Below are 24,387 nucleotides of genomic sequence, written 5' to 3'. Positions count from 1 at the left end.
GGAGGTGCCTCATGAAGGCCAAACTGCTTACGACCCTCGCAGCCGCGCTGCTGCTCACCGTTCTTCCCGCCCAGGCCGATCCATTTCGGCTGATCGTCACCGATCTCGAAACGCCTTTGGTGCCCAACTCAGTCATGGATCTGGCCCTGCAGCAGGGCTATTTCGAACGCGAAGGCGTCGAGGTAGAGCTGGTGCGTGTGCAGCAGACCCCATCGGCCCTCGCGGCTCTGCAGGCCGGCGAAGGCGAAATGGCCAATATTGGCGTCGATGCCCTGCTCCTGCTGGTCGCCGGCGGCGCCAATGACCTGCGCGCCGTAGTCTCGCCGAACAAGTCCCTGCCCTTCCTGATCGCCTCCAAGGACGCCATCGCAACGCCCGCCGATCTCGCCGGCAAGAGCTTCGGCATCGGCCGTCCCGGCAGCCTCGATCAGTCGCTGAGCACCCGCGTCATGGCCGCCAATGGCGTCGATACCGACGCGGTGGAGTTCGTGGCGCTGGGCCAGCCCAATGTCCGCGCCCAGGCTCTCGTCGCCGGGCAGGTTGATGCCACCACCATTTCCATCGGTGTCTGGAGCTCCATTCCCGACAAGACCGGGCTGCATGTCCTGATTGACCAGGACGCCTACTATGCAGCCGCACCCCAGGTCAGCAAGGTCAACATCGTCACCCAGAAAGTGCTCGATGAGCGCCGTGACGACGTCAAGAAGGTCATCACCGCCCTGATCAAGGCCTCGCGCGACTATGCCGCCGATCCCGCAGTTTGGGTTGCAGCGATGGAACAGGCCCTGCCCTCGGCCGACAAGGCGACCCTCGAACAGCTTGGCCAGAGCTTTGCCAAGAGCTGGAGCGTCAATGGCGGCCTGTCCAAGGTCGACCTCGATGCTACCGTGACTGCACTCTATACGGGCGAAGATTTCGCCTCGGCGCGTCCGGTCGAGCTCAGTGAGTGGGTCGATTTCTCGCCGGTGGACGAAGTGCTGGCTGAACTCGGCACTGACGACGCCATGGATCCGGCGACAAGATGAACTATCCCGTCGCCCCCACCAGCCATGCCATGACCAGCGCTCCGGCGACGGCGCCTGCACGCATCGTGCTGGAGGGCGTCAACAAGACCTTCGGTGCCGGCGAGAAAAACGCCGGCACCGTGGCCCTCAAGGACGTCAACCTGGCCGTGCCGGACCGGGCCTTCGTTTCGCTGCTCGGCCCCTCAGGCTGCGGCAAGACGACGGTATTGCGGATCGTCAATGGCCTGCTCGCTCCCGATAGCGGCAGGGTATTGATCTCGGGCGCGCCGCCGCGCCCCGGCCCCAATATGGGCTTCGTTTTTCAGTCCTTCCGGCTCATCCCTTGGTCGACCATTCGCGGCAATGTGGAATTCGCCCTCGTCGACGCCATCCCCGACCGTGCCGAGCGGCGCGCTCGTGCCGATCGCTATATCGAGCTCGTCGGCCTCAGCCGCTTCGCCGATGCCTATCCCAGCGAACTCTCGGGCGGCATGCGGCAGCGCGTGGCCCTGGCCCGGGCTTTGGCTGTCGAACCCGACATCCTGCTCATGGACGAGCCCTTTGCCAGCATCGACGCGCAGACGCGCGAACTCATGCAGATGGAACTGATGCGGCTGTGGTCGGCGCGCCAGTCGGTGGCGCTCTTCGTCACCCACAGCGTCGATGAGGCCATTCTTCTCGCCGACCAGGTCGTGCTGATGGGTCCACGCCCCGGTCGCATTCTCGAAGTGATCGATGTCGGCCTTGAGCGGCCGCGCTGGACCTATGACGTGCGTGCCGAAAAACGCTTCATCGAATTGCGTGCCTATCTCTGGGATCGCATCCGCACCTTGGTGCTGAACGATCCCGGTTCCGATTTTTATGGCCGGGACCTCGGGACCGGACGCTAGACGACTTGGGAGGATACCCTTTGGGCTTGCTTGGGGGAATTTACGCGATCTGGCTGCGCGAAGTGAAGCGCGCCCTGCGCGACCGCGGCCAGCTGATCGGCGGCATCAGCCGGCCACTGATGTGGGTGCTGATCATGGGCATCGGCCTCAATCCCTATTTTCGGGGCGAGGTCTTCGGCGAAGTGCGTTTTGCGGTGCCCTATACCTATATTCAGTTCATTTTCCCGGCCATTGTCGTCCTCAATATCATGTACACGTCCGTCCAGTCGGCAGTGTCGGTGATCTGGGACCGCGAATTCGGCTTCCTGCGCGAGGTCCTGGTGTCCCCACTACCCCGCTGGGCCGCGCTCCTCGGCAAGATCCTCGGTGGCACTACCATCGCCGTGTTCCACGGCTGCCTGGTGCTCGTCCTTGCGGCCTTCGCCGATGTGGTGATCACTTGGGATCGCCTGCTGATCGGGCTGGGCCTGATGTTCCTTCTCGCCTTCGGCCTGACCTCGTTTGGCGTCGTGCTCGCCTCCCGCATTCGCAGCTTCGAAGGTTTCGGCGTCTTCTCCAACGCCATCATCCTGCCGCTCTATTTTCTCTCCAGCTCGGTTTTTCCCCTCGATCCGGCGCTGACACGGGCACAAACGCTGGTGGTCTACCCGGAATGGCTGGTCACGCTGGTGGAATGGAACCCCGTCACCTATGCGGTCGACGCCATGCGCGGCACCTTCATCCAGTTCCACCAGTTCGACCCCGCCATCGGCCCGATTCTGCTTGCCGCCATGGCCGTTGGGTTCTTCATCTGGGCCCTGCTCGATTTCCGGAAAGCCTGATCCATGGCCTCTCCTCAGGGTAGAAAGCCACCGCCATCACGTCCCCGCTGGTTGGGCGACCTCGGCACTCTGGCCATCATCGGCGCGCTGTTCGGCGCGGTTTATCTGCTGCCGCCGGATAATTCCTTTGAGGCTGTCGAAAAAGCCGGACGCATCACTGCCTGCATGCCGACGCTTTATCCGCCCTTGGTCACTGCCGACCCGGCTGAACCGGGCTTCGACGTCGAGCTCATGGGGCTCATCGCCGAACAGCTGGGCCTGCGCCTCACCGTGCTGCCCAATGCGGCAATGGCCAAGGATTTCAATCCACGCAGCTGGCGCGTCACCCGTGCACAGTGCCAGGTGCTTGCGGGCGGCATAGCCCTGACCACGCCGGTGCTTTCTTATCTCGACGCCACCGCGCCTTACCTCTCGACCGGCTGGGCTGTCGTGTCAAAGGAACCGCTGGCCAATCTCGAAGACAAGTCCATTGGCTTTTACGCCGGTTTGAGCGGCCTCGACCGCGTTGCCCTCAGCCGGCAGTTGCGCGCCATGGGCCTGCGTCCGCGCATCGTCAATTCCGCGGAAGCGCTGGAACAGGGCCTCTCGGACGGCACCTTCGATGTCGGGATCAGCGAAGCATTGGTGGCGCGCCAGATCGCCGGCGCTAATGACTGGTCGGTCGCCTGGGCGCCCGGCGTCGAGGAGCGCTACCCGATCGGCATTGGTCTTTGGAAAGGGGACCTGACGCTCAAGCGCAAGCTGGTGTCCGCCCTCGGTCAATTGGAGGCCGACGGAAGTCTCGACGCGCTCAAGCAAAAATACGACATTGCCGATATCGGCGGGGTGATGGGCGGCGGTGCGGTTCCCGATCTCGAGTAGGTGCCCTACCCCCCGGTGAAGCCGCGCAGCGTGGGCTCCACCATTCGGAATGCCGCACCGCGATCGATAATGGCCAGCCCCACGAGCACGATGGCGATGATAGTGGCGCGTGGCTGCACCGCTTCATAGAGCCTGGGCGCGGCGGCCTGCAGCAGATAGCCCCCGGCAAAGGGCGGCAGCGGGATAAGATTGACCACGGCGAACACGACGCTCATCTGCGCAAAGGTGCGCAGCGCCAGGTTGATGCTGTTGGAATAGGACGGCGGCAGCGTCGTGACGACAATGCCGCGCAGTTGCAACAGCACTAGGAACACCACCACAGGCACTGCAAGGCTTGTCAGCACCGCCACAACGAGTCCCGCTCTGCCGTGGCGCAACTCGCTCGGCTCAAGGTCGAGTTGGCGGATCCAGCCAGCCATGCTGAACACAGCGGCGACCACGCCGAGCGGTGCCGCATGTGCCAGCGGATTGGCGGTGAGCCGTCCATCGTGGCGTGGCCCCCTGTCACCCAATGCCGTGACCATGCCGACCAGCGTCAAGCCGTGCACCATGCCCACCAGCAAAATGCCGATGATGCGGATGATGATGATTTGCAGCGGCAGTTCGAAACTCATTGCGGCACGCTCGTCGGCCCGAGATGAAACTGGTCGACCAGGTCGGCCAGTGTGCCGTCATTGATCAATTCGCCAATGGCGTCGCCGAGAATGGAATTGAGATAGGTGTTGTTGGATCGCGTCGCCATCCCGATATCGGTCCGCCGGTCGACGAAAGGCAGCGGCAGGATGTGATAGCCAGCAGCCTCTGGATCGCCATCGGTGGCGAAATACAAGGCTGGCTCCCAGATCACCGCCGCGCCGATCTCCCCACTCTCCAGCTGCTCCAGGATGCGCTGGTTATGATAGAGCGTGGCGCGCTTCCATCGCTGGTCCTTCGGTCTTGTGTTGAGAAAGCTTTGCAGCCGGTTGTCCGACACCGAAAGACTGCGGGTGCCGATACGCTGGTCCAGTGGCAGGTCGTCGATCGTTGCGATCCCTTCCTGTTTCGTGACCAGCAAGTTGCCGGTTGAAAGATAAGGGCGCGTCAGCAGGATCCAGTCGGGCACCGAAGTCGCCAGCACGTAACCCATGATCACGTCGCATTTTTCGGCCAGCAGGATGAACAGCGCATCCTCGAGCCAGGGCAGACGATAATCCAGAGGATTGGTGGGAATGCGCGGATTGGTCATGGCGACCAGCTTGGGTTCCACCAGCAGTACCGAGCCGATGGCCTGTGCCAGTTCCTGCTCGAAACCGGCCATCATTCCATCGGGGTTGTAGCAGAAGCTGATGCTGTTCCCATCCTGCCGCAAGGTGTCGGTATAGAGGTCGCGCGGCACGACATCGAGTGCCGGCTGCGCGTGCACTGGCGCAGTAGAAACAGCCAGCACCAGACCAAGAATTGCAAAAACCCGGTTCATATGAACCTCCGACACCCGAACCTTCCAAAAGAGAGGCCCGGCAAAGACTGGCTTTGCCGGGCCCCGATCATGCAAGCCTCAGCCGATTACTTGGCAGCGGCCTCAGGCAGGGCGAACACATAGACTGCGTTGCTGCCCGAAACGGTGTCGGCAGTGGTGCCCGAAGCTTCGATGAACAGCGTGGCATAGCCAGGGCCACCGGCCGGGATCGCGATATACTGGCGACCATCGACTTCATAGGAAATCGGGTGCCCGGTAGCGCGAGACGGCAGGGTCGTCGACCACAGCACTTCGCCCGTTTCCTGGTCGATTGCCTTGAACTTGCGATCGGTACCACCAACAAAGATCAGGCCGCCACCGGTCGAAACGATCGGCGCATAGAGCGGGGTCTGGTCAGTCCAGCTCCAGACGGTCTTGCCGGTTTCCACATTGATTGCGTCGATACGACCGGTATTGGTCACGCCTTCAGGCATTACCAGTTCCAGCTCGGTGTTGTAGACGTCGAGGCCGGTCGGCTCCTGGTCGAGAACGGTGTAGTTCGCGCACATATTGTTGAGCGGAACGAACATCACCTTGGTTTCGGGATTGAAGGCCGTGGGCGGCCAGTCACGACCACCCAGATAGGTCGGGCACATGAAGGTCGGTGTATCGACTTCAGTGGCGATGGCGGCTTCGTTGATGGTGACAAGACCAGTCTCGTCGACCTTCTCGATCAAGTTTTCCTGCACCGTGTCACGGGCGAAGATGAATTCGCCGGTCTGGGCGTCGAACTGCCACATCACGCCGGTCTTGCACGGCACGCCGGTCAGAACGCGCTTCTCGCCCGGGGTTGCGGTGCCAAGGGCCAGCAGGCCTTCCATGTCCGCAGACGGGTTGGAGTTGATGTCGACCGGGATCATTTCATAGGTACATTCCTGGTCCCAGTTGTCGCGCGGCAGAACCTGGTGGCGCCATACGATCTCGCCGGTCTTCGGCTTCACTGCGAAGCGAGTGTTCGAACCATAGAGCGTGCCGCCAACGGTATTGCGCTGGAATTCGGCAGCCGGGCCGGCACCGGTGGAACCGTAGAAGACGAGGCCAGTTACCGGGTCATAGGTCATCTGGCCCCAGGCGCCGGTCATCCAACGCTGGTCTTCGGTGGAGTCGCCCCAAGTGTCGTCACCCTCTTCGCCGGCCTTCGGAATGAAGGTATTGCGCCAGAGTTCTTCACCGGTAGCAGCGTCGTGACCGGTCACATAGCAGCCGAACTCCGAGAACTGGCAGGTCGAGCCGGCAACGACAACGCCATCGGCCACGATCGGACCGGTGGTGTTGGAGATCATGTCGGCGCCACCGCCACGATCGCTTTCCCAGGCCACCTGGCCGGTCTTGGCGTCGAGGGCAACGATGAAGTTGTCCCAGGAGACCATGTAGATCTTGTCTTCATAGAGCGCGATGCCGCGCTTGTTCTCACCCAGCGAGTTCAGTGTCTCGCGGTCGGGCAGCGTGCGACGATATTCCCACACCAGCTGGCCGGTGGCTGCATCGATAGCCTGCACCACGTCGCCAGGAGCGGCGATGAACATTACGCCGCCGAACTCCAGCGGAGCGGACTGCAGATTGCCCGGCTCCAGGGCGCGGCCCCAGACCATGGTCAGGTTGCCGACATTGTCCTTGTTGATCTGGTCGAGCGGGCTATAGCGATAGTTCATCACATCGCGGCCATAGGACGGCCAATCGCCGGCATCCGGATTGGCCAGGATCTCGTCCGTCACCATCGGCAACGCACTGATATCGACCTGCGCATAGGCGACAGTGCTCACGCTGAGCATCGCAGCCGATGCCAGCAACACGGAGATTTTGGATTTCATTCTCTTCCCTCAGTGGCAGAGGCGCGCGGATAACCCGCACGTCATTTTTGGTTGGTAGGCACGTAAAAATCAGTCTTTCGGCTTGCGCACGATGTAGATGTTACCCAACTGTTCCTCGTTCCAGACCAGCTGCTTGTCGCCCGGTTCGGCACCATGCAATTCCATGATGTAGGCCACGATATTCACGTAGTCCTGTTCCGAGCCGATCTTGCCGGCATTGCCGGGCGGCATGTTGGTGCGGGCAAAGGTGTAGAAGTCCAGAAGAGAGGTCTCTTCCCACTTCTTGTTGAGGTTGGCACCTGTCACGCCCGGACCGCCCGGAGTGCCGCGACCGGTCTTGCCATGGCAACCCTGGCAATACTGGGTATAGAGCGGCGCACCAGCGGCAGCCTGTTCGGCAGTAAACACACCGTCCCAGATCGTCCGCTCGGACGTGTCGATGCTATCCGAGGAAACTTGCTCGGTTGGCGCGACTTCTGGCAGGTCACCGATGACGGGGGGCTTTGCATCGCCCCCGGCATGCTGGGCATAGACAGGAATAACGACTGCGGCGACGGCAAGCGCAGCTGCCGCGCGGAAAAATAATCTTCTCAAAATAAAACCTCCGACGGCAATTTCGTCCGTGAGCACTTGGGCAAGCACCACGGTCTGTTTGCCTGTTCCACCTGACCCTAAATCCGTGCGGCCGGTTGTCGCAAGACAAATTTGCGCAGGGCGATAAATTTGCTGATTTAACCGAGCAGTTTAGGGCCCGCTATGGGCATTTCGCCGTCTCGCAGACCCCGCTGGCACCGCAAAATCGGGTCGACCCGGCCATGAAAATGGCCATCGCGCGTGTTTGGGCGAGTCGCACGCCTATGCGGATAGTGTCACAGCTGTGCAGATCGCATGGTCCCGGCCTCGACAATGACCTCCGCGGCCGCTGGGTGGCTGAGAAAGCCAGACGGGCTCGCCGTCGCGCCATAGGCACCCGACTGCAGTACCGCAATCAGATCGCCTGCCTTGAGTTCGGGAAGCAGTGCTTCGCGCGCCAGCGTATCGAGCGGCGTGCACAGCGGACCAACGACCGTGGCCGGGTAAAGAGCACCCTCGTCCATGCGACTGGCCGCAACAACCGGAAAATCCCGCTTGATGATCTGCCCGAGATTGCCGGAGGCAGCCAAATGGTGATGCATGCCGCCATCAGTGATGACGAAGCGCGTCCCGCGAGAATGCTTTACCGCGTTGATCTCGGCCACATAAGCCCCACCAGGCCCGGCCAGAAACCGGCCCGGCTCGACGATTACCTTGGCGGCCTGCAGCAGCGGATGCGATCGAAGCTGGCTGGACAACTGCGGCAGTCCGGCAGCGACCGCATTCAGGTCCAGCGGCGCTTCCCCGGCGTAGTAAGGAATGCCCAGGCCCCCGCCCAAATCAATCGTTTCCAGCGGCCCGCCCCACTTTTCGGCGATGTCACCAGCGATGCGAATGCCATGCTGCCACTGGTTCAGCAGTGCGGCTGCCTCCAGGATCTGCGTGCCGCCATAGACATGAATGCCGACCAGTGCGATCCCTGGAGCATGTCGCACAAGGTCGAGCACGCCGTCGATATCCTCCTCGCAAAAGCCGAAGGCCGTGGGCTTGCCGCCCATGCGCATTGCCCCGGCCTGTGCCGCCGCAATGGGATTGATCCGTAACGAAACCCGCACCAATCGTCCAAGCCGCGTGGCGATCTCGGACACCCGCTCGATTTCCTCCACGGTCTCGAGGTGAATTTCGCCTATGCCCTCGCCAATAACCGCATCGAGCTCGCCACGACGTTTTCCCGGGCCGGCAAAGAGGATTTGCTCTGCGCGCGCGCCTGCCAGCCGGGCCGCCCGATATTCGCCCAGCGACGCGATCTCCACCCCCGCGCCTTCGGCGAGAAACAGTGAAATCACTCCTTTCGCCGGATTGGCCTTTACCGAGTAGTGGATCGCGGCAAACCCATCGAGCGCTGCGGCAAGCGCGCGATAACTCTGCCGCATGGCATCGGCGTCATAGATGAACACCGGCGAGCCGACGGTCTCGACAATCTCGGCAACGCGTAACCCGCCGATGACCAGATCCGGGCCGGAAACGGCAAATTGCGTCCTGGCCAAATCCGGGCCGTGCGGTGGCTTGGGGGCTTCAGGACTGGACATGGATGCTCCGATCGCGCACCAGCGTCGGATAGTCCACCTTGCCATTGGGTGTCGTCGGCAAGGCATCGACCAGTTCCAGGGCGCGCGGCACCATATAGCCGGCAATGGTCTCGCCGAGTTGACGCAGCACCGCCATTGCATCGATGCTCTCATCCAGCGGCACGGCGACGGCATGCACCTTTTGACCCGCCAGGGCGTCGGGCAGTCCGATTGCCGCGACGTGGCGGAACAGGCCGGTGGCCATCAATGCCTCTTCGACCTCGGTGGGACTGATGCGATAGCCGGAGGATTTGATCATTCCGTCACCGCGGCCGACGAAATTGAAAAACCCGTCCGCGTCTTCGACCACGAGATCGCCGGAATAGCAGACAGTTTCCCCGCCCTCCAACGCATCGCGAAACGGATGTGGCCGCAGCACCCGCGCCGTTTCCTCCGGACGCCGCCAATATCCCAGCGACACGGTCGGTCCGCGATGCACCAATATGCCCGGCTCGCCCGGCGCTGCTCTGCGCCCATCCTCGGTCACGGCAAACACCTCGCATTCCGGTATCGCCTTGCCGATAGATGTCGGCCGGCGCTCGATTTCCTCCGGCGGCAAAAAGGTCGAGCGGAACGCTTCGGTCAGACCGTACATGAGGAAAATCTGCGTCTCGCCCAAAAGCGCCCGCAGCGCCTTGACCGTCGCCTCGGGCACCCGCCCACCCGAATTGGTGATATAGCGCAAATGCGGCAGCGCAGTTTTACGCAAGAGCGGTGCGCCCTGGGTGAGAATGGCCCAGATGGTGGGCACCCCGGCCAGGCCGGTGATTTCATTGTCCCGCAAGGCCCGCACGATCTCGTCGCCGAAGCGGAATGTGCAGATCACGAGGCTTGCGCCCTGCTCCACCACGGTCAGCAGCTGATTGAGCCCATAGTCAAAACTGAACGGCAGGATGGAAAGAATGCGATCCTGGCCACTGATCCCGAGATAGGTGCGCACGATGCGCGTGCCGGCCAGCAGGTTGCGATGGGACAGCATCACGCCCTTCGGCATGCCAGTCGAGCCGGACGTGTAGAGAATGGCCGCCAGATCCTCGCCAATCCCTGCCTCTGTTGCACCGCTGGTCGGAGCCGTCGCTTCAGCCATATCTTCGACATAGAGCACAGTGCAGCCGGAAATGCCCTCAAGCGCCGGCTCCACCAGCGCGGCAAGGCTGCGGCTTGAAACCAACACCCTTGCTTCGCAGTCGCTGACGATGTGGCGCAACTGTGGTGCCTTGAGCAGCACATTCACCGGCACGAACACTCCGCCCGCCGCGCTGGCACCAAAAATGGCCCAGCATTCTTCGAGCCCACGGGGCAGATAGATCGCAACGCGATCGCCACGTGACAGCCCATGCGACACCAGCTGCGCCGCACACTCGCGCACCGCCTCCCCGAACTCACCATAGCTCAAATGGCTGTCGCCAAAGCTCAGCGCCCGCCGTTCGGGGTCGGCGGCATCAAGCAGATGGTGCAGTAGAAACGGCGTTCGCGTCACCGGCGCGCCTGTCGAACAAAGGCAATCAGCTGGCCCGGCGTGCCCAGCACCGAAGGATCGAAATCGGCATCCGACAATTCGATGCCGAAATGCTCACTCAGAAACATCATCAATTCGAGAAAGCCCAGCGAATCCAAGGCACCGCCCTCGATCAGGGGCGTATCTTCGCTGCAGCCTTCGAGCGCGGGAAAGCGCGATTGAAGATAGGAATAGACGCTGGCATCGACATCGTCCTGCCTGGTTACGCTCACAGCAATGCTCACATTCATTCTCCGTAGGCCGGTGTCCGGTCAAAGGTGTAAAAAAACGAGTTCCGAATATGCTTTGTCGATACGCCCCTGCGCCCACTCCCCTTTGACCTGCACAGGCGCGGGAATACTGCGCATCCGGGCGGTGGGCGGGTGATCACCTTCGGTCGCGGGCATAGTGAGCGCCAGTATACCAGATCTCAGCAGGAACCGGGCTATTGTGGCCCCGCTCTCGACCATCACTTTGCCGTCCTCGGCGTAAATGAGCCGCACCACCATGCGACCATACCGTCGGCTTGGGCTGAAGATGAGCGGAGTATAGCGCTCCCCCGTCCTGTGCACCGCACAGATGCATCCGGCCGCGTGGTGCAGCGCCAACATCGCCTCGTCGGCCGGCGTCAACACGCCTGCAGGCATGTCGGCCGGACGCAGGACCTCGCCCTCGGATCGACCGCGCAGCGCTGTTAGCGGCAATGGCAGCAGCACCACGCAGTCGGACACCGTCGAAAAACCGAGCGCCTTATTCAGCCGCGCCGTTTCCGGCGATGGCGAGATGTCGGTGTAAATGGCGGACTTGTCGGCAGTGACCTGCATCAGCATGCGCGCGGCCTGCCAGCGATGTTCGGCGCGAACATACCAACTGGAGAGATTGACGATCCTCTTGCCGTCTCGACGCCAGCTGGCAATGGTCAGGATGACGCCGACAGCCTCATCGTCCACCTGCATGAGATAGCCAATTGGCCCCGCATCGGACTTGCCAGCATAGTCGCCAAGCGCGTCTAATGCCTGCTTCCAGAACGCTGGCGAGCGTTCGGGAAACCCTTCCACAAGCAGCGACAATGCCTGGTCCAGGCAGCGCTCATCGATAGGGCTGGCAAGAACAGACACGTTTCCCCCAACGGTCTTTCGGTCAACATTGGCGGCAGATATGCCACTACGAGCCCCTAACAATGCATAAAGCTGCGAAGATTTGCAGTGTTTCCCACGCGAACGGTTAAATCTCCAACCTCACGTTCATCTGCTCTCCATGCGTAAAATTTTAAGCATTAACATTAGCTTAACCTTTTGCTTAGGAATTCCGGCGCTCTGACGTAATGCTCAACTCAGACCATTTTTGGCCGAGCCATGAGCGTTTCAGACCTTTCGAGATCGACACAAAATCACGACCTGCACACCTCACGGCAGGTGCGCGATCCCATGTGGATCTGCGCCAGTGTCGCTGCGGTTGAAGGCCTTGTCGTCGCCTCCGTCTTTATGGCTTCCGCCATGCTCTACCACTTCATCCTCCTGCAGACCGCATTCCAGTATTTTGCCGCCCCGCTCTACATTGCCTTTTCCTTGTTGATCGGCCTCATCTATGCCGGTTTCTCGGCGGTCGCAGCGTCGCGGTTTCTCGATGGGCAGCGCCGTCGCGACACCACCCTGCCCTTCTCCTTCTTCAGCTGGACCATTGCTTTCGCGGCCATGCTGATGATCGCGTTTCTCGCCGGCGTGGTCGGTGATCTCTCTCGGGTCTCCTTGACCTCGGCCTTTCTCGTCGGCGTGCCGGTTGTGGTGGTCATGCGCAGCCTGGTGCAAAGCGTGCTTAGCCAGCAGATTTCCCAGGGCGAACTCCGCTTCCAGAAGATCGCCCTGATCGGCGAGCGTGAACTCGTGCTCGATTTCCTGCTGCAAAGCGACCTCTGGCGCCACGGGCACGAGCTGACCAATACGCTCTATCTCGAGGATGCAATGCGCGACGGCGCTGTCGCCGCCGAAAACGTGGCCGCGTTCGCCCGCGCCGCCCTGCAGCAAGGGGTGCGCTACATCGTCATCACCGGCGACATCGCCCATATCAACGACCTCGACGGCTTGATTTCGGACCTCAAGCGCTTCTCGCTCAATGTCGTCTATGCACCCGCCATCCAGAAGAACCGCATCGAATTCCTCGATGTCGTTCCCATCGGCCCCAATCGCACCCTGCGCGTCTTGCGCAAGCCGCTCAGCGATGGCGCAGTGCTGCTCAAGCGCGCACTCGACATTATCGGCGCTGGTCTGGGGCTTCTGGCGCTGGCGCCCCTGCTGATGATCACTGCGGCGCTCATCCGCCTGGATAGCCCTGGTCCGGTGATTTTTCGCCAGATGCGCCGTGGCTTTAACGGCCAGCCGTTTTCAATCATGAAATTTCGCACCATGACGGTGACCGAAAGCGGCTTTGCCATGACCCAGGCCACCCGCGACGACGCCCGTATAACCCGGATTGGCCGCTTCCTGCGGGCCACCAGCGTCGACGAACTGCCCCAGCTGTTCAACGTTCTCAGGGGCGATATGAGCCTGGTCGGCCCTCGCCCGCACGCCATCAGCCACGACGACGAACTCAGCGCGCAACTGGCCCAATATGCCCATCGCCAGCGTATTAAGCCCGGCATTACCGGCTGGGCGCAGGTCAACGGCTATCGCGGCGAAACCGCCACCATGGCGCAGATGCAGGGTCGCACAGACTACGACCTCTACTATATAGACAATTACTCGCCGTTCCTCGACCTCTGGATCATCCTGCTGACCATCGTGTCGCCGAAAACGCGCCGCAACGCCTTCTGAGCATCAGGCCGGTGTGCCCGTGATCTCCGCATAGGCCTCCGCAACGGTGCGGATGGCAAAGCCCATTTTCTGCGTGCGTTCGACCAGCCGCTCCAGGGCCTCGGGGGTAATGGAGAAAGGCACAGTCGCATCCGCGACATGATGAGTGAAAAAGATCAGCCAGCCCCGCTCCTCCGCCTGCCGTTCCAGCCAATACTCGGCCGCCTCGAGAAAGCCCGGCAGTTCCCGCAATTCCACCGATTTGAGATTGGTGAAATCGGTCCCCGTGCCATTGATCCCGGCGCGCCCACCGCGAATGGTCGTATAGCGCGATCGCATTGCCAGCGTCGCCGGCGGCCAGGCCATGGTATAGGGAATGGCAAAGCTGCGTTTGCCACCACCTCCATCGAGGCCAGCCAGGATCTGCTCGTTGTCGGCGAGATCGTCACGCAGCGCAGCGCCGGAATAGTCACGCAGCCGGCGATGCGCAAAGGTGTGGCAGGCCAGTTCGTGACCGCGCGACGCCAGGTCCTGTGCAGTCTTCCGATCCATGAACGGTGGTTCGGCCTCTACATCGTCGAAAAACCGGCCTGCCAGATAGTACGTGCCCCGTGCCCCATGACGCTCAAGGATCGGCGCGCCGAGAGTGGCCGCCGACAGCGGCGCATCGTCGAACGAGAACGAGACGATGGGTTGATCCAGCCTTATGTCAAACCGTGCCCCCAAAGGCAGACGCGCCACGCGATTGGCGATCCTGTCGACGATGCCACCAATATTTCTAGACAATCGTGCCCCCCCAGCTTCAGGATGAATGGCGTGCGGTCAGATAGGAGATGCGCGAGAGCCTCAGTCCGTACGTCGCCATCAGAAGCGAGAACCAGACCGGCCCATTGATAGCGAGAAAAATGCTTTCCATGCTGGCAAGGAGAATGCCGAACATCCAGATGCGTCGGAACAGCAGATTGAGCTCCCAACCCGGCCCTGGCGCGCGACTGGCATTGATATCGCGCAGCGGCAACACCACCAGCCAGATCAGGATCAGGATCAGCGCCGGAAAGCCACCGTCGAGGATGACCGAAAGATAGCTGTTATGCGTGTCCGACGCCGTGGTGGCCCAGGTTTCGACATCGGGCATCACCATATCCGCCTGCCCGGTGGTCCAGAACAGGGTGAACCCGTACCCCGTGATGGGCCTATGCGCGATGGCGTCATAGGCCAAGCGCCAGATATCGACACGGCCGGTAAAGGTCGGGTCGATGCCAAGGCTCTCGATCAAGGCGCTGACCTGCGGGCTGAACGTCGCGCCCAGGGCGCCGAGATTGACGGCCAGCAGCGCCGAGATCACCGCGATGCCGGTCCATTTGGGATGGCGATCTGTGATCCAGACCAGCGCCAGCGTGGCCGGCAACATGCCCAGTGCCGTCTTGCCGCCGGAAAAATAGAGAAACACGAAAGCCGCAAGCGCGATGGCAGTGCCGCCGAAACGCGACCATTTGTGCCGGAGATAAAGCCCCATCATCACGATGATGGCCATGGCCGGAGCCGCAAGGTTTTTGTGGCCGAAAATGCCCCGCCAGTCGCCGGCCAGAGATGGTTCGTCCGGATGCGTACCCTGGTGGATCGAGTAGTGCGGCAGCATTGCGACGCCGAAATAGCTCATCACCAGGACAATGATCGACCCAATGGCAATCAGCCGGGCAAAGGTGGCTTCGTTCCTGGGCAGGAGCAGAGCAGCACTGGCCGCGACACACGCAATTAGCGCGAGGAGCAGCCGGCGTACCGCGTCCAGACCATGTGGCGAGAAGGCGGAGACCGCCATAAGCCAGATGAACAGTATGAGGATCAATAGCTTGGGCGATAGCAAGAGCGACGAATTGCTCTGGAACAGCGCGGAGAAAATGATCGCGCCCAACATCAAGACCGCCACGAGCTGGCTGGTCTGCCCCAGGAAGCTGTTTGGGGGCAATGAGATGTCCATGTAGATGTAGAAGGACACCCAGTAGAAGAGGTAAATCACCACAAACAGGGCCGTGGCGAACGCGCCCCTGCTTCTCGCCACCACGATATCGTCAGCGGGCGTCAAGGCTTTCGCGAAGCGGGCTTGGTGGCTTTTCCGAGCATCAGCAGCAACCCCAACCCGGCGGCACAGGCCAGGCCGAACATGAGGCCGGCAAAGCCACCGCCTGCTGCAAGAACTGATGTCCGCGGCGGATAGGAGCGGCTCTCCGGCGGCACCGCGGCCGAAATCACCTGCGTGCCCGACGTGTTGACATTGCTCATCTCCTGCACGCGGGTCAGTTGCGACAGGAATGCCTGGTAAACACCGCGGCGCACCTCTGCCTCGCGCTCCATCTCACGCAGGGTTACCAGAGCGGTATTGCTCTGCGAAATGCTGGACCGGCTCTGCGCCACCTGGGCGGTAAGGCCGTCGACCAGTGCCTGAGCCTGTTGCACATCGGCGCGCGCCGCCGAAACCTGCCGCTCGATTTCGCGACGGATCTGCGCCCGGATAGCCTCGACCTGCGGCTGCAATGCCTGAATCTCCGGATGGCGCGGTCCCAGCCGGGCCGACAGCGAGTCGAGCTGTCGCACCACTTCGGACTCTTGCGCCCGCAGGGCAGCAATGGCCTCCGAAGCCAATTCCGGTGACGCCGCATTGCCATTGGCAAAGGCGGTCTCGAGGCTCACCTGCCGCGCCTGCGCATCAGCAAGACGTGAGCGGGCGGTGTTGAGTTCGGTATTCACTTGGGCGATCGACTGATTGTCGAGCGACTCCCCATTGGTGGCTTCCAGTCGGTTTTCCGAACGATAGGCCTCGACCGCTTCTTCGGCGACCAGAACGTCGCGGCGCAGATCGGCGAGACGAGTGGAAATATCGCGCGTCAGCCCATCGACCGAGTTCGCGTCCATGGCCGCCAATTCTGCCTGGAACGCCGCGACGACGCCGTTGGATACGGCAACGGCCTTTTCAGGGCTTTCCGCCCACACTGAAAGTGTGGTCATCAGCGAGTTGAGCCCGCGCGTCGTGGTTACCCGTTCGGTCAGCGTGCGTCGGGCCGCCAACTGGCGGTCCTCGTCGCTGCCGCTCGTGCCGGCAAATTCCGGATCGTTGGCGAGATCGAGATCAGCCACCGCGCGCGCCATGACATTGCCCGACGAGAGCACATGGTTGCGGCTTTCGGCAGTCAGCAATTGCGCATCACGCGCCTGGCCCTGCCCGAACATCGGATCGTCGGCGCTCGAGGCGACCGACGTGTAGAGCAGAATATCGGCATAGGTGGTGTATCGCGCCGGCACCAGCGTTCCGAAGGAGTAGCCGGCAAACACCCCGGCAAAGGCACAACCCGCCGCTATCCACCAAAACCGCTTGACCCAACCCAGCGCCGTCCACGCATCGATGCCAGCCAAACGGTCAGCCAGCGTTTCAGGCTTTGGCGGCTCTACGGCCTTGGGGCGCGACATGAGGATAGACTGATGCACCGAGGTCATCGGGCGGTCTCGAAGCGGTACGGAACCAGGCGCATGGCCGCCGGACGTGCCAACAGAACGCGCGGCAACGCGACGAGGCTTGGGCCTTAGGTCATGAGTTTCGTACATATGACGACAGACGTTCCGTTCGCACTGATGCTAAGCTGCACCATAGCGCAGCATCGCTTTGTGTGGTGCTAAAACCCTGCGTTTGGTTAAGCGTTTTGGTTTCAGCCGGCAGCTCACTGCCCTGTAAAGCCGCAATATTATTAAGTTGAGGCAACCGTTCCTACACCCTCGACTGCAGACGCGACGAGCTGCATAGAATTAGGGCGCAGGAAAAGAAGGATTAACTCTAGAGTTAACCCCGTCGCCGGTTTCCTGCACTTCAACCATCCAGCTGTGGCATAACCACGGTTCAAAGAGCCCGGACCAGACCCGCCTTGGATGCCCGCAAAAACACCGTCTTGAACAGCAGCTTCATGCAGCAGGGCCTTCGCCTGCTCCTGTCCTATGCCGGCTCTGGCTCCAGCATGCTCGCTGCCAGTGCTTCGCAGCTGATCACCTTTGCGCTTTTGGCCCGTTATCTCGGCAGCGAACAATTCGGCCTCTATGCCATCATCACCGCCTTGACCAATGTGGCGGTGCAATTATGCGGCATCGGTTCATCCGAGGCCCTTATTCGCCGCAGCGCCCAGAACCCCGACGACTACCCCCCGCTGCTCGGCCACACCATCATTCTCAGCGTCGTCAGCTCGGTGGTTCTCGTTATTGCCGGCCTTATCATCATGCCGATGACGGTCACCATCGCGCCCGATCCGTGGGTTGCCACGCGCACGAGCCTGCTGATCCTCATTTCAAACATTGTGCTGCTCAAGGTGGTCTCGATTGCCACCAGCGCCTACATCGCTCATTCGCGTTTTGCTGTTGCCAACGCCATCGAGTTCGGCTTCGCCATCCTGCGCACCCTGACTGCCTTCATGGCTTGCCTCGTCTTCAGCACCTCAACAGTCGCGGACTGGGCCTTTTGGCATTTCGGTCTGCACGTGGTGATCGCCGTGGTGGCCATGTGGTCGCTGACCTATCTCGGCAAGCCCAAATTTGTCTTTGTCCGCGAGGAGTTCATGAACGGGGTGTTCTTCAGCACCCAGTTCCTGTTCAAGGCCCTGCGGCAGAACGCCGACCTGCTCGTCCTAAATGCCCTGGCCGGCGCCGAGATCGTCGGCAGCTATTCGGTGGCCAGACGCATTCTGGAAAGCTCCTATCTTGCCATCGAGGCGCTGAACCGGCTGGTTTACCCGGGGTCGGCCAAAGCCGCCAAGGTCGGAATGGTGGCCCTGCTCCATCGCACCCGCAAGGTGTTGCTGGCCTCGCTGGCTGTCTCGACCGCCAGCGCCTTGGCCATTTTCGTGCTGGCTCCGCTGCTGCCCTGGCTCTTCGGCGACGATTATCCGTCGCTGATCACCTTCACCCGCGTTCTCTGCTTCGTGCTGATACCGATGGCGATCTATGCCTCGGCCATGGAGGCGCTCGGCGCGGCAGGACGACAGGGCACCCGCGCCGCCATTTTCAACACTGCCAATTTCTTTGGGGCCGGTCTCGTCGCACTCATGACCTGGCAGGGGGGCATCAACGGCACCTTTGCGTCCTACTATATTGTCGAAATCGCCATCGCCATCGCCAATTGGGCGGCGCTGGTGCATTACGCACGTCAATCGGTGGCGAGTCGCGATGTGGATGCGGCCGGGGCCGTGGATGCAGATACGGTGCGTAAGGCGAAAAAGGAAAACGCCTGACACACACGAATTCGGCCAGAGGGAGTGGCGGAAAGATCGGCATGATCGAGAGGGAACTGCGCAAGACCGGCATTGAGCACCGCCAGCGGCGGCGCTTCAGTGTATCCAGCCGCGTCTTTCTCGCTCTTGTGCTTGCCGCTGCCGAAACAGCGATCGCCAGCGGCTTGGCCTTGGCTGGGATAACAGTTTCACCCATTCTCCCCGAGACAGCCAGACATGGGGCACAGTTCATTCTGCTGCTCGTTTTTGCTCTTAGCTATGGCTGGTTCACCACCAATGCCGCCCTGCGCTTCCTGCGCGCGCCCACGGCCTTCTATCCAGTGCCGCTGGAAGCGGCACTGACCTACATCGCCTGCTTCGGCGCACTGGTGCTCGTTGGCTTCGCTCTCGGTGGTACGGTGGCACCCCTCGAACTGACCGCATGGATTGTCGGTTCGGCGGCAGTGCAGGCGCTGGTGCGATCGAGCATTTTCCGCGCCATCCAGACCATGCTCGAAAACGGCCAGTTCCAGATCGAGCGCGTCGGGCTTATCGGCAGGGCTGCCGATATCGAGCGTCTGGGCCGACAGGCCCCGGTATGGAAACAGGGCGCGCAGGTGGTGACGACACTAGCTCTTGACCAAAACCTCGCCGAAAGCGCTCCAGAAAGCGCCGCGCTGCACGCCTTCATCGAAGACTGCGTCGAACGTGGCTGTTCACAAATCCTGTTGGTCGGCCACGCCGGCGATCTCGAGGCCATCGGCGTCATCATCACGCCGGCACGCGAATTTGCACTGGACGTCGTCTATCTCGCCTCTCCGGTCGAAAACGGCGCCTCGCGGCAGATCGCCGATGTGGCAGCGCTCGGCCCTTCCGGCACGCTCATCCTCCAGGCCCGGCCACTCGGTTTCATCGGGCTCCTGACCAAGCGCGCGCTGGATATGTTTGGCGCCGGATTCGGCCTCTTGCTGCTCTCGCCGCTACTGCTCATCGTGGCGCTGCTGATCCGGCTCGACAGTCCCGGCCCGGTGCTGTTCCGCCAGCGCCGGCGCGGTTTCAACGGGCAGGAATTCTCCATCTACAAGTTCCGCAGCATGACGGTGACCGAAGATGGCGGCGATGTGCGTCAGGCGCAAAAGAACGATGCTCGAGTAACCCGTCTTGGCGCCTTCCTGCGCCGCAGCTCCATCGATGAACTGCCGCAATTGCTCAACGTGCTGCGGGGCGAAATGAGCCTGGTCGGCCCCCGCCCCCATGCATTGGTGCATGACGAGGAACTGACCCAGAAGGCAGCCGATTACGCCTTTCGTCGTCGCATCAAGCCGGGGATCACCGGCTGGGCCCAGGTCAACGGCTATCGCGGCGACACCTCCACCCCACACGCCATTGAAGGCCGTGTGCTGTGCGATCTCTACTATATCGACAACTGGTCGCTGGCCCTGGACCTCTGGATCATCCTGCTCACCGTCTTGTCGCGCCGTGCCAGCAAGAACGCCTACTGACCGAGCAGCCGCGCCCGATTGGCTGCGATCAGCTGCCGCAGCGCCTTCTTGAGCCGCGCCGGGCGGCTTTTGGCGGCGAGCGCGTCCGACCAGTCGATCATGCTGGCATTGACATCGAAATCGCCTAACTGCCCGTCAGGCAGGTCGCTGCTCTCGGTTCGGCGGATAAGCTCCGGCAACTGCCGATAAAAGGCAGGATTGCGATAGGGCGGATGCAGCGAGAACATGCCGGGCGCGCCGCCCAACAGGTCGACGCGCTCCAATCCCAATCGCTCCATGCTGGCGCTCAGCACTTCTTCGGCCGGCATGGTCAGCGGTGACTGATCCAACAGATGCGCCCGTAGCCGACGCTTGAAATCAGGCCGCACCAATGGCAACGAACCGATCCGCTCGACAAACCGCCGCATATCCAGAACGAAAATACGGGTACTGACGGCGTTGAAGCCATAGGCCGGCACATCGAGCCCAAGCCACTGCGGCGGCACGAAGGCCCGACGGCCAGGAAAACCCACATGCAGGCTCTCGTCGATCGTTCCGTCCGCTCGCGGCGGCCCAGAGAACGGGCAGACGAACAATGCGTCCGGCCGCGCGTCAAAGACGGCATCGGCTTCCGCCATCCAGCGCTGGCTCATGCCGCCGAACAGCATGTCGCTGTCCATATGCAGCACACGCTCGGCATTGGCACGATAGAGGCCATAGAAGTAGGCGTAGAACGGCCCGCCATCGAATGCCTTGAGCGGCAGTGAGGGCTCGGCGGAAAAGAACGCCTTGCGTACCCCTTCAATAGCTTCGGAAGAATAGTTGACCAGATCGACATGGATCGCTGTATCCGAACCCGACAGCCTCTCGAGCAAACCCGTCAGCTGGGCCAGCTTCTCATCATAGTCGGCAGCGTGATAGCGCCCTGTCGTACTCACCTTGTGGTCGAGCGTGATAACGACGCGATCCACCTGGCCGCGCCAGGCCCGCAATTGGTGGGGCAGCGTCTCGACCACGTGGTCCACATCGAGCGGATGCATGTTGATCTGCAGGGCATGGCCCACCAGCGGGCCAAGAGAGGCGTTCATCACAAAGTCCCGTTCCGGAAATCGTCGATGACATCCATGAACAGCTTTGGCTTAAAATTCTCATCCAAAGGCAAGGGCCGGTTGGGTGTGCCATCGGGGCGCGGATAGGCCCAGCGGATCCAGCTATAGGGATCGCTGATCCCCCAGGTGGTGATCGAACTCGCCCCGCCGCCATCCGCAATGGCCTTGAGAAAATCGCGCACCTGCGCCGCGATCACCCGATCACGTTCATCGGCATCCCTAGGCAGGTTGACGTCGATGACATCCAGTTCCGTCACCAGCACGTCGAGCCCCCAGGATTTGAGCTCGGCAACGAATGCAGCCAGTTCGTCCTTGGCGATCGCCCTGCCCCCGCGCAGATGTCCCTGAAAGCCGATAGCGGTCACTGGCGCCCCTTTGTCGAGCAGGCTCTGGATCAGATCGCGGAACGCCGCCCGCTTGGCCGGACCATATTCATCGGCAAATTCGACATCATATTCGTTGAGCACCAGCGTACTGTGCGGAGACAGTTCATGCGCCTTGCGAAAAGCCATGGCGATATGGTCCTCGCCCAACCGTTCCTGCCAAAACCCATCTCGCCGTGACTTAACGCCATTCGGCACATCGGGAATTGCCTCGTTGACCACGTCCCAGCTGGTTATGTCGGGATAGCGCTGAATCAGCGTCTCGATATGCTCAGTCATCAGCGCCTCGGCCGCTGCCGCTGAAGTAATCTTCGAAACCCATTCGGGCAGCGCTGCATACCAGACCAGCGTATGGCCATGCACGGCAAGGCCGTTCACCCGCGCATAGTCCACCAGCGCGTCGGCCTGCGAAAAGTCCCAAGCGCCCTCGGATGGCCGCAGCAGTTCGAACTTCATTTCCTGCACTGGCGTGATGCGTTGGCACCAGCGCGCGATCTCCGCCCCCAGCCGCGGCTCGATCGCCATGTCGGGCCAATAAAGCGCCGCCCCGAACGGCATGTTCTGCTGTGCAAAGGCAGGACTCGTCAGCCACGGCGCAAGCGCTGCTGCCATGAACGGGGTAGTGCCCTGTTTAAGAAAATGTCGTCGCGTAATGGTCATCGGAACCCCGCACTCAGCTTGTCAGACAAGATAATCGAGCCCCCCAAGACAAAGAAGCCTTTGGCCCTCGAAGGGTTAATTGTTGCAATGCCCATCAGAGGTTAACCAAAGCAAGAGGGCCGGGATGATTTATCGCGGGATGGGCACTATAGAAAAACGGTCAAGGAGGCTGGCAGTGATCAGCGTCATTATTCCCGTCCGCAATGGTGAACCCTATATTGTCGAGGCCATCGAGAGTGCCTTGGCCCAGGGTGATTGCGTGCGCGAAGTAATCGTGGTCGACGATGGCTCAACCGACGCCACCATCGCCAGCATCCAGGCCATCGCTGATCCCCGCATCCGCCTTTTCACCAGCCGCGGCGCCAGGCCCTCCGGCGTCTCCGGTGGGCGCAATTTCGGTTTCGAGCAGGCAACCCAGCCCTGGGTCATGTTTCTCGACGCAGATGATCGCCTGCGCCCCGGCGCCTGTAGTGCCCTGCTTGCTGCAGCCGGCCCGTCCGATGCCGTCGCCGTCTATGGCGACTATGAGCGCATCGACGCTGCTGGCACCACCATTGGCCGCCGACGCCTCTTGGGCCGCCGCGCCAAGCCTGAGGGCGATGTCACCGAAAAACTGCTCGCCGGCAATTTCCTCGTGAATGGCGGTGTCGCCCTGATGCGCGCCGAGGCCTTTCGCAAAACTGCCGGTTTCCGCGAGGATCTGCGGTATTGCGAGGACTGGCACGCCTGGTGCCTCTTGGCCGCCCAGGGCGAATTCCTTTACGTCCCCGGCCTCTGCGTCATGGACTATCGCGTCCATGCCGGCAGCACCATGATGGCCAAGCGCCTGAGCTTTGACGACTACCGTCCGGCGCTCGACGCAATCTATGCCGAACCGCGCCTCACCAAAAATCGCGCCCCGGAGCGGCTGCGTACCCTGCGCCAGGCCGCCGAGGCCCATCTGAGGGCCTATCTCGCCGCCCAGGCCGTTCGCGATCGCCGCTATCTGAGCGCGCTCCAGGGCCTTGTACAGGCCATCATCACTTCGCCGTCCAAGGCGCTTCGCAACACCGCGCTGGTCGGCTCGGCCGCGTTCGGGATTTGACAACATGTTGCGGTCAATCCTCCGGCAGAATGTTCGACAGGAGGCAAGGCCATGAGCGCTGACACAAATATCCGTGCTGTCGTCTGCATCCCGACCTTCCGCCGTCCGGAATGGCTGGCCCGCACTCTCACCTCGGTCCTCTCCCAGAAGACCGATTTCGCCTTCGCAATCGTCGTGGTCGACAATGACGGCGCCGGTCAGGCCGGCGCGGCCGTGGCTCGCACCTTGCTGGCCGATATCGAGGCCGGACTGGTGCTGGTGGAGCACAAGCAGGGCAACTGCCATGCCATCAACACTGCTTTTGGCGCGGCCCGTAAGCACTTCTCGACCGCCGATTATCTACTCATGATCGACGATGACGAAGAAGCCATGCCCGGTTGGCTGCAGGCCATAGTCGACGCCGCCGACGGCTCCGGCGCCGATATCGTCGGCGGCCCGGTGAACCGCGAAATGGTCACACCACCCGGTCCCGGCATTGCCGAACACCCGCTCTTCTTCTCCATTGCCCAGCCGACCGGTGCCATCGACATGATCCATGGCTCCGGCAATTGCCTCATCTCCCGCCGTGTCTTCGAAACACTGCCAAGCCCCGAACTCGACCTGCGCTTCAATTTCCTCGGCGGCGGCGACATGGATTTCTTCACCCGCTGCCGCAAGGCGGGAAAGCACTTCTTCTGGTCGTCTGAGGCCGTGGTGCTGGAATATGTGCCGGCCGACCGGCTCACCGCACAATTCCTCATGCGCCGCTCGCTGCGCACCGGCATGATCAACTATGCAATCGACCGCAAATATCGCCCCGGCGCCGCCGGCCTCGCCACGCTGGCGCTCAAGAACCTCGTGAGCCTTGGCCTGTCGCTGCCGCGCGCCATCGGCCTCCTTGTCCAGCGCCGTCACTGGCTGCCTGCCAGCCATCCGCCGCTCATGTCCATCGGCCGCATGGCGGCCATGTTCGGCAGCACGGCCGAGCCCTACAAGGCCGCCAATGCGCCGCTCGCCGCCGCCCCCGACACCAAACCCTAGCCGCGTCTTGCCCGAGATCTCGATGAACGACCGCCTC

At 61.9% G+C, this 24,387-nt stretch carries 22 protein-coding genes; 9 read left to right on the top strand and 13 right to left on the bottom strand.

What is annotated here, in order from left to right:
* The first annotated feature begins 11 nt into the window (after positions 1–11).
* Genes DEVEQU_RS15350 through DEVEQU_RS15335 form a run of 4 tightly spaced genes read left to right on the top strand, consistent with a single transcriptional unit; the run spans position 12 to position 3,576 of the window.
* Positions 12–1,025 carry an ABC transporter substrate-binding protein gene (locus tag DEVEQU_RS15350; protein WP_126151477.1) on the top strand — a complete coding sequence of 338 codons (1,014 nt, stop codon included), beginning with the start codon at positions 12–14 and terminating at the stop codon, positions 1,023–1,025.
* Positions 1,022–1,894 (top strand): ABC transporter ATP-binding protein, encoded by an 873-nt coding sequence (locus DEVEQU_RS15345; protein ID WP_223214250.1) that lies wholly within the window; start codon positions 1,022–1,024, stop codon positions 1,892–1,894. Before DEVEQU_RS15350 ends, DEVEQU_RS15345 begins: the two co-directional genes overlap by 4 nt.
* Positions 1,895–1,920: 26 nt before the next feature.
* Complete coding sequence (locus DEVEQU_RS15340) at positions 1,921–2,715, top strand: ABC transporter permease (RefSeq protein WP_223214249.1); 795 nt, start codon at positions 1,921–1,923, stop codon at positions 2,713–2,715.
* A gap of 3 nt (positions 2,716–2,718) precedes the next feature.
* A complete protein-coding gene (locus DEVEQU_RS15335; RefSeq protein WP_126151475.1) occupies positions 2,719–3,576 on the top strand; it encodes a transporter substrate-binding domain-containing protein in 858 nt (285 codons plus the stop codon).
* 5 nt (positions 3,577–3,581) lie between these two features.
* Here DEVEQU_RS15335 and DEVEQU_RS15330 read toward each other — a convergent pair whose 3' ends face one another.
* The 8 genes from DEVEQU_RS15330 to DEVEQU_RS15295 form a co-directional block, all read right to left on the bottom strand.
* Positions 3,582–4,190 carry a zinc metalloprotease gene (locus tag DEVEQU_RS15330; RefSeq protein WP_126151474.1) on the bottom strand — a complete coding sequence of 203 codons (609 nt, stop codon included), beginning with the start codon at positions 4,188–4,190 and terminating at the stop codon, positions 3,582–3,584.
* Positions 4,187–5,032, bottom strand: coding sequence for a substrate-binding periplasmic protein (locus DEVEQU_RS15325; protein ID WP_126151473.1), 846 nt, complete (start codon positions 5,030–5,032; stop codon positions 4,187–4,189). The genes DEVEQU_RS15330 and DEVEQU_RS15325 overlap by 4 nt, the downstream gene beginning before the upstream one ends.
* An 86-nt stretch (positions 5,033–5,118) precedes the next feature.
* Positions 5,119–6,882, bottom strand: coding sequence for a pyrroloquinoline quinone-dependent dehydrogenase (locus tag DEVEQU_RS15320; RefSeq protein ID WP_126151472.1), 1,764 nt, complete (start codon positions 6,880–6,882; stop codon positions 5,119–5,121).
* 69 nt (positions 6,883–6,951) lie between these two features.
* Positions 6,952–7,476 (bottom strand): c-type cytochrome, encoded by a 525-nt coding sequence (locus DEVEQU_RS15315; RefSeq protein WP_164550438.1) that lies wholly within the window; start codon positions 7,474–7,476, stop codon positions 6,952–6,954.
* 275 nt (positions 7,477–7,751) lie between these two features.
* Complete coding sequence (locus tag DEVEQU_RS15310; protein WP_126151470.1) at positions 7,752–9,044, bottom strand: type III PLP-dependent enzyme; 1,293 nt, start codon at positions 9,042–9,044, stop codon at positions 7,752–7,754.
* Entirely contained in the window at positions 9,031–10,563 is a 1,533-nt protein-coding gene (locus DEVEQU_RS15305) for an AMP-binding protein (RefSeq protein ID WP_126151469.1), read from the bottom strand. The genes DEVEQU_RS15310 and DEVEQU_RS15305 overlap by 14 nt, the downstream gene beginning before the upstream one ends.
* Positions 10,560–10,826, bottom strand: a complete 267-nt coding sequence (locus tag DEVEQU_RS15300; protein WP_386849518.1) for an acyl carrier protein — start codon at positions 10,824–10,826, stop codon at positions 10,560–10,562. Before DEVEQU_RS15300 ends, DEVEQU_RS15305 begins: the two co-directional genes overlap by 4 nt.
* Before the next feature lie 27 nt (positions 10,827–10,853).
* Entirely contained in the window at positions 10,854–11,699 is an 846-nt protein-coding gene (locus DEVEQU_RS15295; RefSeq protein WP_126151467.1) for a hypothetical protein, read from the bottom strand.
* A gap of 309 nt (positions 11,700–12,008) precedes the next feature.
* On the opposite strand from DEVEQU_RS15295, the gene DEVEQU_RS15290 reads away from it, so the two are divergent.
* Positions 12,009–13,391, top strand: coding sequence for an exopolysaccharide biosynthesis polyprenyl glycosylphosphotransferase (locus DEVEQU_RS15290; RefSeq protein ID WP_164550437.1), 1,383 nt, complete (start codon positions 12,009–12,011; stop codon positions 13,389–13,391).
* Between the two features lie 3 nt (positions 13,392–13,394).
* Here DEVEQU_RS15290 and DEVEQU_RS15285 read toward each other — a convergent pair whose 3' ends face one another.
* From DEVEQU_RS15285 to DEVEQU_RS15275, 3 genes are read right to left on the bottom strand one after another with little or no spacing between them, the layout of a single operon-like run.
* Complete coding sequence (locus DEVEQU_RS15285; RefSeq protein WP_164550436.1) at positions 13,395–14,156, bottom strand: polysaccharide deacetylase family protein; 762 nt, start codon at positions 14,154–14,156, stop codon at positions 13,395–13,397.
* 16 nt (positions 14,157–14,172) lie between these two features.
* Positions 14,173–15,453, bottom strand: coding sequence for an O-antigen ligase family protein (locus DEVEQU_RS15280; RefSeq protein WP_126151464.1), 1,281 nt, complete (start codon positions 15,451–15,453; stop codon positions 14,173–14,175).
* Complete coding sequence (locus DEVEQU_RS15275) at positions 15,450–16,859, bottom strand: GumC family protein (protein ID WP_164550435.1); 1,410 nt, start codon at positions 16,857–16,859, stop codon at positions 15,450–15,452. The genes DEVEQU_RS15280 and DEVEQU_RS15275 overlap by 4 nt, the downstream gene beginning before the upstream one ends.
* A gap of 461 nt (positions 16,860–17,320) precedes the next feature.
* Here DEVEQU_RS15275 and DEVEQU_RS15270 point away from each other — a divergent pair, with 461 nt between their 5' ends.
* Positions 17,321–18,634, top strand: coding sequence for a lipopolysaccharide biosynthesis protein (locus DEVEQU_RS15270; protein WP_126151462.1), 1,314 nt, complete (start codon positions 17,321–17,323; stop codon positions 18,632–18,634).
* 41 nt (positions 18,635–18,675) lie between these two features.
* Positions 18,676–20,115 (top strand): exopolysaccharide biosynthesis polyprenyl glycosylphosphotransferase, encoded by a 1,440-nt coding sequence (locus DEVEQU_RS15265; protein ID WP_126151461.1) that lies wholly within the window; start codon positions 18,676–18,678, stop codon positions 20,113–20,115.
* Here the strand turns inward: DEVEQU_RS15265 and DEVEQU_RS15260 are convergent.
* Positions 20,109–21,182, bottom strand: a complete 1,074-nt coding sequence (locus DEVEQU_RS15260; RefSeq protein WP_126151460.1) for a glycosyltransferase family 2 protein — start codon at positions 21,180–21,182, stop codon at positions 20,109–20,111. The two genes, DEVEQU_RS15265 and DEVEQU_RS15260, sit on opposite strands and share 7 nt — an antisense overlap.
* Positions 21,182–22,198, bottom strand: a complete 1,017-nt coding sequence (locus DEVEQU_RS15255) for an endo-1,4-beta-xylanase (protein WP_223214248.1) — start codon at positions 22,196–22,198, stop codon at positions 21,182–21,184. The genes DEVEQU_RS15260 and DEVEQU_RS15255 overlap by 1 nt, the downstream gene beginning before the upstream one ends.
* 223 nt (positions 22,199–22,421) lie before the next feature.
* On the opposite strand from DEVEQU_RS15255, the gene DEVEQU_RS15250 reads away from it, so the two are divergent.
* Together DEVEQU_RS15250 and DEVEQU_RS15245 are read left to right on the top strand one after the other, a co-directional pair.
* Positions 22,422–23,330, top strand: a complete 909-nt coding sequence (locus tag DEVEQU_RS15250) for a glycosyltransferase family 2 protein (protein WP_329601476.1) — start codon at positions 22,422–22,424, stop codon at positions 23,328–23,330.
* A gap of 51 nt (positions 23,331–23,381) precedes the next feature.
* Entirely contained in the window at positions 23,382–24,350 is a 969-nt protein-coding gene (locus DEVEQU_RS15245) for a glycosyltransferase family 2 protein (RefSeq protein ID WP_126151459.1), read from the top strand.
* The last annotated feature ends 37 nt before the right edge of the window (positions 24,351–24,387 follow it).

The sequence above is a fragment of the Devosia equisanguinis genome (assembly GCF_900631955.1).
GTDB lineage: Bacteria > Pseudomonadota > Alphaproteobacteria > Rhizobiales > Devosiaceae > Devosia > Devosia equisanguinis.
The sequence above is the reverse complement of the archived record's forward strand: the minus strand, read 5'-3'. Positions and strand labels throughout refer to the sequence as shown.

Excerpts from the sequence above, each read along its gene's own strand:
- DEVEQU_RS15350 (WP_126151477.1), top strand. The coding sequence starts at position 12 with ATGAAGGCCAAACTGCTTACGACCCTCGCAGCCGCGCTGCTGCTCACC.
- DEVEQU_RS15345 (WP_223214250.1), top strand. The coding sequence starts at position 1,022 with ATGAACTATCCCGTCGCCCCCACCAGCCATGCCATGACCAGCGCTCCG.
- DEVEQU_RS15335 (WP_126151475.1), top strand. The coding sequence starts at position 2,719 with ATGGCCTCTCCTCAGGGTAGAAAGCCACCGCCATCACGTCCCCGCTGG.
- DEVEQU_RS15330 (WP_126151474.1), bottom strand. The coding sequence starts at position 4,190 with ATGAGTTTCGAACTGCCGCTGCAAATCATCATCATCCGCATCATCGGC.
- DEVEQU_RS15325 (WP_126151473.1), bottom strand. The coding sequence starts at position 5,032 with ATGAACCGGGTTTTTGCAATTCTTGGTCTGGTGCTGGCTGTTTCTACT.
- DEVEQU_RS15320 (WP_126151472.1), bottom strand. The coding sequence starts at position 6,882 with ATGAAATCCAAAATCTCCGTGTTGCTGGCATCGGCTGCGATGCTCAGC.
- DEVEQU_RS15310 (WP_126151470.1), bottom strand. The coding sequence starts at position 9,044 with ATGTCCAGTCCTGAAGCCCCCAAGCCACCGCACGGCCCGGATTTGGCC.
- DEVEQU_RS15290 (WP_164550437.1), top strand. The coding sequence starts at position 12,009 with ATGTGGATCTGCGCCAGTGTCGCTGCGGTTGAAGGCCTTGTCGTCGCC.
- DEVEQU_RS15275 (WP_164550435.1), bottom strand. The coding sequence starts at position 16,859 with ATGACCTCGGTGCATCAGTCTATCCTCATGTCGCGCCCCAAGGCCGTA.
- DEVEQU_RS15270 (WP_126151462.1), top strand. The coding sequence starts at position 17,321 with ATGCAGCAGGGCCTTCGCCTGCTCCTGTCCTATGCCGGCTCTGGCTCC.
- DEVEQU_RS15265 (WP_126151461.1), top strand. The coding sequence starts at position 18,676 with ATGATCGAGAGGGAACTGCGCAAGACCGGCATTGAGCACCGCCAGCGG.
- DEVEQU_RS15260 (WP_126151460.1), bottom strand. The coding sequence starts at position 21,182 with ATGAACGCCTCTCTTGGCCCGCTGGTGGGCCATGCCCTGCAGATCAAC.
- DEVEQU_RS15255 (WP_223214248.1), bottom strand. The coding sequence starts at position 22,198 with ATGGCAGCAGCGCTTGCGCCGTGGCTGACGAGTCCTGCCTTTGCACAG.
- DEVEQU_RS15245 (WP_126151459.1), top strand. The coding sequence starts at position 23,382 with ATGAGCGCTGACACAAATATCCGTGCTGTCGTCTGCATCCCGACCTTC.